At 63.4% G+C, this 12,471-nt stretch carries 12 protein-coding genes and 1 pseudogene; 6 read left to right on the forward strand and 7 right to left on the reverse strand.

Annotated features, from left to right (window positions below; translation table 11 throughout):
• Nucleotides 1-86: 86 nt before the first annotated feature.
• Entirely contained in the window at nt 87-854 is a 768-nt protein-coding gene (locus A0O30_RS01890) for a class III extradiol ring-cleavage dioxygenase (protein ID WP_105945389.1), read from the forward strand.
• A gap of 172 nt (nt 855-1,026) precedes the next feature.
• Here the strand turns inward: A0O30_RS01890 and A0O30_RS01895 are convergent.
• A pseudogene (locus A0O30_RS01895) lies at nt 1,027-2,740 on the reverse strand (DEAD/DEAH box helicase).
• Nucleotides 2,741-3,033: 293 nt separating this feature from the next.
• Nucleotides 3,034-3,789 carry a spermidine synthase gene (locus tag A0O30_RS01900; RefSeq protein ID WP_016715097.1) on the reverse strand — a complete coding sequence of 252 codons (756 nt, stop codon included), beginning with the start codon at nt 3,787-3,789 and terminating at the stop codon, nt 3,034-3,036.
• Between the two features lie 116 nt (nt 3,790-3,905).
• Between A0O30_RS01900 and A0O30_RS01905 the strand changes: the two genes are divergently transcribed.
• On the forward strand, nt 3,906-5,252 hold the full coding sequence (locus tag A0O30_RS01905) for a class II 3-deoxy-7-phosphoheptulonate synthase (RefSeq protein ID WP_016715096.1): 1,347 nt from the start codon (nt 3,906-3,908) through the stop codon (nt 5,250-5,252).
• Here A0O30_RS01905 and A0O30_RS01910 read toward each other — a convergent pair.
• Both A0O30_RS01910 and A0O30_RS01915 read right to left on the reverse strand, forming a co-directional pair.
• Entirely contained in the window at nt 5,233-6,453 is a 1,221-nt protein-coding gene (locus tag A0O30_RS01910) for a winged helix-turn-helix domain-containing protein (RefSeq protein ID WP_105945390.1), read from the reverse strand. The two genes, A0O30_RS01905 and A0O30_RS01910, sit on opposite strands and share 20 nt — an antisense overlap.
• An 83-nt stretch (nt 6,454-6,536) precedes the next feature.
• Nucleotides 6,537-6,755 (reverse strand): DUF1127 domain-containing protein, encoded by a 219-nt coding sequence (locus A0O30_RS01915; RefSeq protein WP_105945391.1) that lies wholly within the window; start codon nt 6,753-6,755, stop codon nt 6,537-6,539.
• 97 nt (nt 6,756-6,852) lie between these two features.
• On the opposite strand from A0O30_RS01915, the gene A0O30_RS01920 reads away from it, so the two are divergent.
• Nucleotides 6,853-7,704: a LysR substrate-binding domain-containing protein gene (locus A0O30_RS01920; RefSeq protein WP_105945405.1), complete on the forward strand. Its 852-nt coding sequence runs from the start codon at nt 6,853-6,855 to the stop codon at nt 7,702-7,704.
• Nucleotides 7,705-7,732: 28 nt separating this feature from the next.
• Here the strand turns inward: A0O30_RS01920 and A0O30_RS01925 are convergent, their stop codons facing one another.
• Nucleotides 7,733-8,482: a sulfite exporter TauE/SafE family protein gene (locus A0O30_RS01925; protein ID WP_041166652.1), complete on the reverse strand. Its 750-nt coding sequence runs from the start codon at nt 8,480-8,482 to the stop codon at nt 7,733-7,735.
• A gap of 113 nt (nt 8,483-8,595) precedes the next feature.
• Between A0O30_RS01925 and A0O30_RS01930 the strand changes: the two genes are divergently transcribed.
• From A0O30_RS01930 to A0O30_RS01940, 3 genes are all read left to right on the forward strand, one after another.
• Nucleotides 8,596-9,549 (forward strand): LysR family transcriptional regulator, encoded by a 954-nt coding sequence (locus tag A0O30_RS01930; protein WP_105945392.1) that lies wholly within the window; start codon nt 8,596-8,598, stop codon nt 9,547-9,549.
• A gap of 57 nt (nt 9,550-9,606) precedes the next feature.
• A complete protein-coding gene (locus tag A0O30_RS01935) occupies nt 9,607-10,062 on the forward strand; it encodes a MarR family winged helix-turn-helix transcriptional regulator (protein ID WP_016715092.1) in 456 nt (151 codons plus the stop codon).
• 140 nt (nt 10,063-10,202) lie between these two features.
• Nucleotides 10,203-10,631, forward strand: coding sequence for an organic hydroperoxide resistance protein (locus A0O30_RS01940; RefSeq protein ID WP_012271110.1), 429 nt, complete (start codon nt 10,203-10,205; stop codon nt 10,629-10,631).
• A gap of 56 nt (nt 10,632-10,687) precedes the next feature.
• Here A0O30_RS01940 and efp read toward each other — a convergent pair whose 3' ends face one another.
• Entirely contained in the window at nt 10,688-11,257 is a 570-nt protein-coding gene (gene efp, locus A0O30_RS01945; RefSeq protein ID WP_012271109.1) for an elongation factor P, read from the reverse strand.
• 48 nt (nt 11,258-11,305) lie between these two features.
• Entirely contained in the window at nt 11,306-12,433 is a 1,128-nt protein-coding gene (gene earP, locus A0O30_RS01950) for an elongation factor P maturation arginine rhamnosyltransferase EarP (protein WP_105945393.1), read from the reverse strand.
• Nucleotides 12,434-12,471: the final 38 nt, after the last annotated feature.

Genomic DNA, 12,471 nt, shown 5'->3' on the forward strand with positions numbered 1-12,471 from the left:
ACCGATAGAAAACGCGTAAAACTTGCGATGGATATCGATCAGTTTCTGATCGAAGATGAGTGCATCTTAACCTTCAGGACCTCGCCATGCTGCCCAGCCTGTTCATCTCCCATGGTTCCCCTATGCTCGCCCTGCACCCCGGTGCCAGCGGGCCGGCCCTGGTCGGGCTGGCCAACAGCCTGCCAAGGCCGAAGGCCATCGTGGTGGTGTCGGCGCACTGGGAAAGCCGTGAACTGCTGGTGACCAGCAGCGCGCAACCCGAAACCTGGCATGACTTCTACGGCTTCCCGCCGGCGTTGTACGCCGTGCAGTACCCGGCGCCGGGCGAGCCTGCGCTGGCTGCCAAGGTAAGCGAACGGCTCACGAACGCCGGCCTGCCGGCCCGGCTGGATGCGCAACGGCCGTTCGACCACGGCGCCTGGGTGCCGCTGTCGCTGATGTACCCGGATGCGAGCATTCCGGTGGTGCAGGTATCGCTGCCCAGCCGCATGGGGCCGGCGCTGCAGGTGAAGGTAGGCCAGGCGCTGGCGGGGCTGCGTGGCGAAGGTGTGCTGCTGATCGGGTCGGGCAGCATCACCCATAACCTGGGCGAGCTGGACTGGCACGCCGGGCCGGATGTGATCGAGCCCTGGGCGCTGGCGTTCAGGGATTGGGTGGTGGAGCGGTTGCAGGCAGATGACCAGGCAGCGCTGCTGGATTACCGGCAGCAGGCGCCGTATGCGGTGCGCAACCATCCCAGTGATGAGCATTTGCTGCCGTTGTTCTTTGCCTTGGGGGCTGAGGGCAAGTTTGGGGTGGTGTACCAAGGGTTCACCTTAGGGGCGCTAGGGATGGACATTTATCGGTTCGACTGACGATAGCCGGGGGCGCTTTGCGCCCCTTTCGCGACACGAGGCCGCTCCTACAATGGATCGCGTACCCCTGTAGGAGCGGCCTTGTGTCGCGATGGGCTGCAAAGCAGCCCCAAAATCCCACAGGCAAAAAAAATCCCCAGCCAAGGCCGGGGATTTTTTCATTGCGCCAGGATCAATCCTCGCGATAGCGACGCAGCTTCAGCTGCTTGCCAGCCACGCGGGTGTCCTTGAGCTTGGACAGCAGCTTCTCCAGGCCATCTTCCGGCAGCTCGACCAGGCTGAAGCTGTCGCGCACCTGAATACGACCGATGGCGTCACGGGCCAGGCCACCTTCGTTGAGGATCGCACCCAGCAGGTTCTTGGCAGCGATGCCGTCACGGGCACCCAGGGCAGTACGGCAACGCACACGGCCTTCGGCCAGCGGCATCGGCGCACGGCGCTCACGGTCGCCACGGTCTGGGCGCTCGCCACGCTCACCGCGCTCGGTACGCTCGCCACGCGGGGCAAAGCTAGGCACCAGCGGCTGCTCACGCTCTACCGCTGCCAGGTCCAGCGCCTGGCCATTGGTGGCCTTGCGCAGCAGGGCCGAAGCCAGGGCACGGGCACTGCAACCCAGGTCGGTGGTCAGGCGGTCGAACAGGTCGCCGTGGGTGGCTTCGGCTTCGGCTACCAGCGGCGCCAGGCTCGAAGTCAGCTTCTTGATGCGGGCATCCAGCACGGCCTGGGCATTCGGCAGGCGGGCTTCCGCTACCTTCTGACCGGTCACACGCTCGATCACCTGCAGCATGCGGCGCTCACGCGGAGTGACCAGCAGCAGCGCACGGCCATCGCGACCGGCACGGCCGGTACGACCGATACGGTGTACGTAGGACTCCGGGTCGTACGGCATGTCAACGTTGAACACGTGAGTGATGCGCGGTACGTCCAGACCACGTGCAGCGACGTCGGTGGCGACGACGATGTCCAGGCGGCCATCCTTGAGCGAGTCGATCACGCGCTCACGCTGGTTCTGGGCGATGTCGCCGTTCAGCGCGGCAGCCTTGTAGCCCTTGGCTTCCAGCGCGGCGGCCAGGTCCAGGGTGGCTTGCTTGGTGCGCACGAAGGCGATCAGCGCGTCGAACTCTTCCACTTCCAGCAGACGCAGCACAGCCGGGATCTTCTGGTCGGCGTGGACCATCAGGTGGGCCTGCTCGATCGCGGTAACGGTCTGGGTCTTGCTCTGGATCTTGACGTGCTTGGGCTCACGCAGGTGGCGCTCGGCGATCGAACGGATCGACGAAGGCAGGGTTGCGGAGAACAGTACGGTCTGACGGGTAGCCGGGATTGCGTCGAAGATCACTTCGAGGTCGTCCATGAAGCCCAGCTTCAGCATCTCGTCGGCTTCGTCCAGTACCAGGTACTGCACGGTCGACAGGACTTTTTCGTCACGACGCAGGTGGTCACACAGGCGGCCCGGGGTGGCCACCACGATTTGCGCGCCGTTGCGGATTGCACGCAGCTGTGGGCCCATCGGGGCACCACCGTACACGGCAACCACGTTCACGCCTGGCATCTGCTTGGCGTAGGTTTCGAAAGCGGTAGCAACTTGCAGCGCCAACTCACGGGTTGGCGCCAGGATCAGGGCTTGCGGTTCGCGCTTGCTCACATCGATCTTGTTGAGGATCGGCAGGGCGAAGGCAGCGGTCTTGCCGGTGCCCGTCTGCGCCTGGCCGATCATGTCGTGACCGGCGAGGATGATCGGGATCGATTGTTGCTGAATGGCGGACGGCTCTTCGTAGCCGGTCGCCAGAACGGCAGCAACAATATTCGGATTAAGATCGAGAGCGGCGAAGCCGCCGGTTTCCTGGGTCATGGGTCTGCCTCTAGGTGCATCCGCAAAGACCCATGCTCCAAAGCTGCACATGCCTTGAAAGACCGTCAGGTCACCCAGGCAGCTTTGGCGGCGGGGATTTGCGAAAACGATTGAAAAAGAAAACGTGGGAAGGTCCGCCTAGCGGACGTGCAGCCGAAGCTGGACTCGGAGGATTTGCACCACCTGATTTTGAGGTCCGCTAAAAGACCGGCGCGTACTATACCCGAAATCGTGCGGGGACGTGAGGAATATTTTCGCAGTGAAAGGCCATTGTCGGGCCATCAGTTAGCGGGAGCTGAATCGTTATTTCCCTGAAGACTGACGCGGTCAGGTAGCCGGCCGAATCTCGCGGATCAGCCCCTCAAGGCTATACCCCAACCGCGGTGCCAGCGCCTCGGCACGCGCCCGCAACCCTTCCAGGTCCAGCGATTGTTCCAGATCAGCCGGCACCAGCAAGATCACATTGCCCTCCTTCACCGGCAGCTCCCAGTAATGCCGGTGGTACAACCCACGCAGCAACGCCGCACCCAGCGGCTTGCCATCATCGGTGGCCCACTGGTTGATCACCAGCCAACCGCCCGGGTTCAGCTGCTGCTGGCAGTTCTCCAGGAAGTTCCACGCCAGGTGCCCCACGCCCGGCCCGTGGTCGGTGTACAGGTCGACGAACAGCAGGTCAGCCTTCTCCGCCGTGGGCAGCAACTCCAGGGCATCGCCGATGCGCACATACAGCCGAGGGTCGTCATCCAGCCCCAGGTACTCCATGGCCAGGCGCGGCACGTCCGGGCGCAGTTCGATGGCTTCGATGTCTTCCAGCGGCAGGAACTTCATGCAGGCCTGGGTCAGCGTGCCGGCACCCAGGCCAAGAAACAGCGCGCTCTCGGGCTGTTCGTGGCACAGCGCCCCCACCAGCATGGCGCGGGTGTAGTCGTACTCCAGCCAACTCGGGTCGGCCGTGAACACACAGCTTTGCTCGATGGCATCACCGAATTCCAGAAAGCGGTAGTCGTCTACTTCGTACACGCTGATGACGCCAAACGCGTCCTCTACCCGTGCCAGTAGCCGCTCTTCCCGTTCCGCCGTCATGCTTACCACCCGCCCGCGCAAAAACGCGCATTGTCCGTCAACACCCTCGATGCAACAAGCGCAGCGCCAACTGTTACCATGGCCCATAGCCTACAACCGACAAGACCGAGCCCGAGATGAACCAACCGTGGAGCCCTGACAGCTGGCGCGCCCTGCCGATCCAGCAGCAACCGACCTACCCCGACGCCGCGCACTTGCTGAAGGTTGAACAAACCCTGGCCAGCTATCCGCCGCTGGTGTTCGCGGGCGAGGCACGCGAGCTGCGCCGCCAGTTTGCCGAGGTGACCGAAGGGCGCGCCTTCCTGCTGCAGGGAGGCGACTGCGCAGAGAGCTTCGCCGAGTTCTCGGCGGCGAAAATCCGCGACACCTTCAAGGTGCTGCTGCAAATGGCAATCGTGATGACCTTTGCCGCCGGCTGCCCGGTGGTCAAGGTAGGCCGCATGGCCGGCCAGTTTGCCAAGCCGCGCTCCTCGGGCGATGAAACCATCGGCGATATCACCCTGCCCGCCTACCGTGGCGACATCGTCAACGGCATCGGTTTCGATGCCAAAAGCCGCATCCCCGACCCGGATCGCCTGCTGCAGGCCTACCACCAGGCCACCGCCAGCCTCAACCTGCTGCGCGCCTTTGCCCAGGGCGGCTTTGCCGACCTGCACCAGGTGCACAAGTGGAACCTGGACTTCATTGCCAACTCGGCGCTGGCAGACAAGTACCACCAGCTGGCCAACCGCATCGACGAAACCCTGGCGTTCATGCGCGCCTGTGGCCTGGACAGCGCGCCACAACTGCGTGAAACCAGCTTCTTCACGGCCCACGAAGCACTGCTGCTGAACTACGAAGAAGCCTTCGTGCGCCAGGACAGCCTGACCGGCGACTACTACGACTGCTCGGCGCACATGCTGTGGATCGGCGACCGCACCCGTCAACTGGACGGTGCCCATGTGGAGTTCCTGCGTGGGGTGCACAACCCGATCGGGGTCAAGGTCGGCCCCAGCATGAACCCTGAAGAGCTGATCCGCCTGATCGACACGCTCAACCCGGCCAACGACCCCGGGCGCCTGAACCTGATCGTGCGTATGGGCGCGAGCAAGGTTGGCGACCACCTGCCGGGGCTGATCCGCACCGTCGAACGCGAGGGGCGAAAGGTGCTGTGGAGCTCGGACCCGATGCACGGCAATACCATCAAGGCCAGCACCGGCTACAAGACCCGCGACTTTGCGCAGATCCTGGATGAAGTGAAGCAGTTCTTCCAGGTACACCAGGCCGAGGGCAGCCATGCCGGCGGCATTCATATCGAGATGACCGGGCAGAACGTCACCGAATGCATCGGCGGCGCCCGGCCGATCACTGAAGATGCGTTGTCTGACCGGTATCACACCCATTGTGACCCACGGATGAATGCCGATCAGTCGCTGGAGCTGGCATTCCTGATTGCCGAAACGCTCAAACAGGTGCGGCGCTGAGTAACGCCAGGCGCAACTGGCTGCCCTCCGTGCGCGGGCAGTTCAGTTGCACGCTCGCCAACCCGAGCCAGTTGGCAAGGCGCAGCAGGTTGCCGGCCAGGGCCTGGTAACCCTGCTCGTCCAGCCCCGGCGGCTCGACATGCACGGCATGCACCGCCAGCCGGCCCTGGGCACGCTCGGCGCGCAGGTCCACCCGCGCGGCGATGCGTTCGCGGTACAGAAACGGCAGCACGTAGTAGCCGTACACCCGCTTATGTACCGGGGTGTAGATTTCAAGGCGGTAGCGGAAGTCGAACAGGCGTTCGGTGCGGTTACGCTCCCAGACCAGTGAGTCGAACGGCGACAGCAGCGCGCTGGCTTCGATGCACCGGGGGATGCGCGGCGTGCCGGCGCAGTAAGCAGGTTGCTTCCACCCCTGCACCTCAACCGTTTGCAAACGGCCGTCGGCCACCAGTTCGGCCAGCGCCGCCTTGCCTTGCCCGGGTTCCAGGCGGAAGTAGTCACGCAGGTCGCGTTCGGTGGCCACACCCAGGGCAGCAGCTGCGTGCAGCATCAAACCCTGATGCGCCTCGGCCTCCCGGGGCAATGGTTGGTCAAGAACCGCCCGGGGCAGAACCTTGTCCGGTACATCGTAGAGCCGCTCGAAACCACGCCGGCCCGCCACGGTCACTTCGCCGGCAGCGAACAGCCACTCCAGCGCGTGCTTTTCCTCGCTCCAGTCCCACCATGGCCCGGCCCGTTCCTCACGGGTAGACAAGCTGCCTGCGCCAAGGGCGCCTTGCTCACGGACGGCGGCCAGCACACGGGCGATCACGTCCTGGCGTTCACGGCCAAACTGCGCCAGCTGGCGGTAGATGCCTCGGCCATCGGCGGCATGCGCCATGCGCCAGCGCAGCAGCGGGTACAGGCTCATCGGCAGCAATGACGCTTCGTGTCCCCAGTACTCGAACAACTGCCGCTGACGGCCTTGGCCCCAGGCGAGTTGATCGAGGGTCGCTGGCGAGTAGTCGCCCAGGCGCGAGAACAGAGGCAGGTAGTGCGAGCGGACCAGGGCGTTGACCGAATCGATCTGCAACACACCCAGGCGATGCAACATGCGCTTGAGGGCCGCCAGGCTTGGGGCGGCTTCCGGCGGCTTGCCGAAACCTTGGGCAGAAAGTGCCAGACGACGGGCCTGGTTGATGGACAGCTGGAGGGGCAAGCTTGAACTCCTTGTTGTTGCTGTTCCGGCCCTTTCGCGGACAAGCCCGCGAAAGGGCCAGTAAACCCACCGACAAACGTAGCCTATTTTCGCAGCGGGTCATCCCAGAAAGGCCGCTCGGCCTCTTGCTGGATATCCGCCCGGCTCAGCCCCAAATCATGCAAGGTAGCATCGCTGAGGGCGGCCAGTTCTCGCCGCTGGCGGTACAACTCCAGCCAGCGCACCGGCCGCTGCAGGGCCACATGCCACAGGTGGTTCAGGGAGAAGGCAGGTTGCTGGATGCTGCTGACATGACCTTTCATCGTGAAGCCCTCCGTGTTGGATGGCCTCAGTCTCGCGCCGGGCTTAAGATCAATCCAACGAATGTTTCTGATGCTATGCATCTCGGAGATTGATGCAATGTCCCAGTACCAGAGCCTCGATGCAGACGTGCTGCGCACCTTCGTCGCCATCGCCGAGCAAGGCGGTTTCACCCGCGCCGGTGAGGTGGTCAACCGCACCCAGTCGGCGGTGAGCATGCAAATGAAACGCCTGGAAGAAGACATTCTGCAGCGTCAGCTGTTCGAGCGTGACGGCCGCCAGGTCAGGCTCACCGCCGAAGGCCAGGTGTTGTTGGGCTATGCCCGGCGCATCCTCAAGCTGCATGGCGAGGTGTTCAATACCTTGCGCATGCCGCACATGGTCGGGATGGTGCGCATCGGCACGCCAGACGACTACGCCATGCGCTTTCTGCCAAACATTCTGTCGAGCTTTGCCCAGGCCTACCCGCTGGTGCAGGTGGAAGTGCATTGCGACTCGTCCAAACAGCTGATGCTGCGCCAGGACCTGGACCTGACCATCGTCACGCGCGAGCCGGGCAACGAGGTTGGCCAGTTGTTGCGCCAGGAACGCCTGGTGTGGGCCGCCGCCGAAGGCTTTTGCCCGCAAGAGCAGCGGCCGATGCCTGTGGCGCTGTTCAATACCGACTGCTTCTGCCGAGCCTGGACGTGCAATGCACTGGAAGCGCAGGGCATCGACTACCGCATCGCCTATACCAGCCCCAGCCTGGCGGCGATCTTTGCCATTGTCACGGCGGGCTTGGCGGTAACGGCGCAATTGCAGAGCCTGATTGGCGGGAACATCCGCATCCTGGGCGAACAGGACGGGTTGCCGCAGCTGCCCATGGCCAATGTGATGCTGTTGCGCAACACCCAGACCCAGTCCCCCATCACCGACTGCATGGCCGATTACATCGTCGAAGGGTTCAAGTAATTGGGGGCCGTTTTGCGGCCCCACAATCTCAAAGTTCAAACCCGAGCATCACCGCACACACCACCAAAAACACACAGAACATCGCCCGCAATACCTTCTCGGGCAGCGCATGGGCCAACTTCACCCCCCAGCTGATACTGAGCAAACCGCCCACCGCCAGTGGAATCCCCACGCCCCAATCAACACTATGGTGCACGCCATAGGTCACCAGCGTGACCAAGGTGCTCGGCGCCGCCAGCGCCAGCGACAACCCCTGAGCCACCACCTGGGTGGTGCCAAACACACTGGTCAGGATCGGCGTCGCCACCACCGCCCCGCCGACACCGAACAACCCGCCCATGGTGCCGGCAAAGCTGCCCAGCACGCCCAGCCACGGCCAGGCATAGCGCAGTTCGGCACTCGGCGGCGACACTTTCATGAACATCCGTGCCACGTTCCACACCGCCAGCGCTACCAGAAAGCCGACAAAACCCAGGCGCATGGAATGCGCATCCAGCCCCACTGCCCAGATCGACCCCAGCCAGGCAAACAGGAAGCTGCACGCCGACAGCGGCACGGCATGGCGCAGCTCGATGCGGTTGCGCTGGTGATACCGCCACAGCGCCAGCAGCACGTTCGGCACCACCATCACCAGCGCCGTACCCTGCGCCAGTTGCTGGTCCAGGCCGAACAGCACGCCCAGCGCCGGAATGGCGATCAGCCCGCCGCCAATGCCGAACAGGCCCCCCATGGTGCCCAGGGCAGCGCCCAGCACGATATACAACAACCACTCGATCATCAGGGCCTCGTCCGCCTGTACAGATATTGCGAGCATGCTAACGATTGCGGGCTGGCGGGGAAACGCACAGCAGCGCACAATGGCTGTGCGCATTTCGCAAAAGCAAGGCAACCATGAGCCCCGATGCCCTCACCGACCAGCTGAGCCTGTTCCTCGATGTGCTGGAGACCGGCAGTTTTTCAGCCGCTGCCCGCCGCCATCCGCTGACCCCGTCTGCGGTGGCCCGACGCATCGACAACCTGGAAACCGCCGTGGGCAGCCGTCTGTTCACCCGCAGCACCCACGCCGTGCGCGCCACCCCTGCGGGCAATGCGTTTGCCGAACGGGCCAGGCGCATCATCGAGGAACTGCGCCTGGCCCGTGCCGAAGCGGTATCGCTGAGCAACGCACCGGAAGGGCTGATCCGCATCGACGCCCCCGCCGCGTTCGGCCGCCGCCATCTTGCACCGGCCATCGCCGACTTCCTGGTGGCCTACCCTGGCCTGGACGTGCAACTGCGCCTGATCGACAGCTTCGTTGACCTGCATGGCAGCCACCTGGGCGAGGTCGACCTGGTACTGCGTGCCGGTCCCCTGGCCGACACCCGCCTGGTCGCTACGCCGCTGGCCTACATGGTACGCATCGCCTGCGCCAGCCCGGCTTATCTGGCCAGCCGAGGCATCCCTACCTGCCCCAGCGAACTGCCCGGGCACGACGGCCTGGACTGGGACGGCCTGGCACCGCCGTTCGCCTGGCGCTTCAACGTAGCCGGGCAAACCCGCCTGTACCGCCCCGCGCGCATGCGCATGGCCGCCAACAATGCAGAAACCCTGCTGTTCGGCGCCCTCGCCGGCCTGGGTGTTGCCCACCTGCCCACCTGGCTGATCAGCGAATACCTTTTGCGCGGCGAACTGGTCCCGCTGTTTTGCGATGGCGGCCTGCCCGAAGCCGAAACCAGCGGTATTTATGCGCTACGCCTGGAACACAAAACGAACTCTCGCAGCCGTTTGCTGCTCGAATTCCTCAAGAGCCGCTTCAGCCCGGTTCCCCCCTGGGACCTGGCCTTGCGCAGTGAACTGCGCGAGTAATGCGCGCACTAATGATCAGCGAGCCAGAATTCCCCATTATTGCCTTCAAGGACCTGCATGAACGCCGACACCCAAGCCTCCTGTGACGAGCTGCTGCTGGACAACCAGGTCTGCTTTGCCCTGCACTCAACCTCGTTGCTGATGACCAAGGTCTACAAACCGCTGCTGCAGGCCTTGGGCCTGACCTACCCACAGTACCTGGCCATGCTCGTGCTGTGGGAGCGCGACGGCCTGACCGTGGGCGAGATCAGCCAGCACCTGCTCACCGACCCGGGCTCGCTGACCCCGCTGCTCAAGCGCCTTGAAAGCGAAGGCCTTCTGCAACGCAACCGCAGCCGCGAGGACGAACGGGTGGTGATGGTGCAACTGACCGACAAGGGCCGTGCCCTGCAACAGCAGGCCAAAGAGGTGCCTCAGTGCATCCTCAAGGCCAGTGGGTACAGCCTGGCGCAGCTGCAACAACTGCAGGCCGACCTGCTGAACCTGCGCGAGAACCTGCAAAAAAACCTCTGAAAGCTATGCTGTGCAGTGGCCGTTCGGATGAGCGGTGACGATTTATCTTGCGCACAAACTAATTGCGCGCTAATTTAAATCCCACACCAACCCGCGCCCTCCTGCAAACGGGAGCGCACAGCACATTAGCGAGGCTCAAGATGCAAAAGGTCACTCCGCTGTACATCGCAGAAGCTACCTCTACCGGTGGGCGCGACGGCAAATCCAAGTCCAGCGACGGTAAGCTGGTCGTCAGCCTGAGCACCCCCAAGGAACTGGGCGGCGCCGGCGGTGACGGCACCAACCCCGAGCAGATGTTCGCCGCCGGTTACTCGGCCTGCTTCATTGGCGCCCTCAAATTTGTAGCCGGGCAAGAGAAAAAAGCCCTGCCGGCCGATGCATCGATCACCGCCAAGGTGGGTATCGGCCAGATCCCGGGTGGTTTCGGCCTGGACATCGACCTGCACATCAACCTGCCGGGCCTGGCCCAGGCCGACGCCGAAGGGCTGGTGGAAAAAGCGCACAAGGTGTGCCCGTACTCCAACGCTACCCGCGGCAATGTGGATGTACGCCTGCACGTGACCGTGTAAATCACAGGCACAAAAAAACCCGGCCAAGGCCGGGTTTTTGCGTTTCACAAGAAGAATTACTTCTTGGAGCGGCCTTTGAAGCTGTTGTCGCGAGTGTCGATGTCGATCCACTCGTCGATCTGGATGAAGTCGGCAACCTGGATCTCGGTACCGTTCTTCAGTTTGGCAGGCTTCATGACCTTGCCCGAGGTGTCGCCGCGAGCAGCGTTCTCGGTGTAGACAACCTGACGGCTGATGGTGGTCGGCAGTTCAACCGATACCAGGCGGCCTTCGAAGAACACGGCTTCGCAGATGTCTTCCATGCCTTCTTCGATGTACGGCAGAACGGCGTCGATGTCTTCGGCGTTCAGTTCGTACATGGTGTAGTCGGTGGTGTCCATGAAGGTGTACGAGTCACCGCTGATGAACGACAGGGTCGCTTCTTTGCGATCCAGGATCACGTCGTCCAGCTTGTCGTCCGCACCGTATACGGTTTCGGTCTTGTAGCCGGTCAGCAGGTTCTTCAGCTTGGTCTTCATGATCGCGCTGTTACGGCCCGACTTGGTGAACTCAGCTTTTTGAACCAGCCACGGGTCGTTGTCGATCCGCAGGACGGTACCGGGTTTCAGTTCTTTACCAGTTTTCATTACGAAGTATCCGAATCTGGATGGATTTATAAAAATCGAGGCCGCGTATCATAGCGAATTTCGGTAAAAGTGTACTAGCGCTGTGGCAAGGTCCGGCTGAGCGGCCTGTTGCGCAGCCCAACGCCGGGCATGCTGCTGCAGTTCTGGCCAATGCTGACGGGCCGCCCGCCAGGCCTGGCCCATGTCGAAATCCATGTTCCAGGCACGCCATAGGCCCAGCAGTGCGGCATCGGCATCGTCTGACAGGCCGCGTCGATAATGCCCGAGAAACGCTTCGAGCTTTTCCCAGTGGGCGTTTTCGTCCTGTACGTAGATGTGCCACAGCATCGGTTGCCCGGCCCACTGTGCACGCACGAACGAGTCTTCGCCGCGCACGGCGTTGAAATCACAGCTCCACAGCAGCCGGTCGTAGTCGTCCTGGCTGACGAAAGGCAGCACCTGCACGGTCAGTGCCCCTCGTTTGCGCACGCTGCCCACGGGTAGCGGCGCCTCGCCAAGCCACTGGCTGAGCCCCGCGACAACGCGCCCCTGCGGCACCAGCAGGTGACAAGGCTGCTCGCTTGTGGCCAGGGCATCAAGCCAGTTGCCCAGCTGCGGGTTTTCGTAGGCGAACAGCGAAACCAGCAACGCCCCTGCTTCGGGATTTACACCAAGCCCCTGCAAGAAGGCCTGCCTTGCCCCCTGCTGGAACGCGTCACGCCGCGCCAGCAGCGAGCCCTCGCGCAGCAGTCCACCCGTCTTCTCGGTAAAGCCGGGGAAGAAAAACACCTTGCGCAGGCCATTGGGCTGCGGCGACGGCAAGCCATGGCAGCCCTCCACCCAGTCCTCGGCACTGAGGTATTCCAGGTTCAGCCACAGCGGCGGCGTGGCGCAGGCACGCATGGCCTCCACATAAGGTGCCGGCAACTGGCAGGCAAATGCGCCGATCACCACATCAGCCGGATCCACCGGCAACCAGGCTGCCGGCCATTGGCGCACGTCCACACCCTGCTGCCACTGTTGCGTAGCAGTGGCATCGGCGCCGGGGCACATGGGCGTGAAGGCGTTCAGGTCATCCACCCACAGGCGCACCGCCAGGCCATGCTCAGCCACCAGCTGCCGAGCCAGGCGCCAGGTCACGCCAATATCGCCGTAGTTGTCGACGACACTGCAGAAGATGTCCCAGGTGGCTTTCATGCGCCCCTCCCGTACCGGTGCAAAAACCGCGAATTCTG

Source organism: Pseudomonas sp. LLC-1 (assembly GCF_002992185.1).
GTDB lineage: Bacteria > Pseudomonadota > Gammaproteobacteria > Pseudomonadales > Pseudomonadaceae > Aquipseudomonas > Aquipseudomonas monteilii.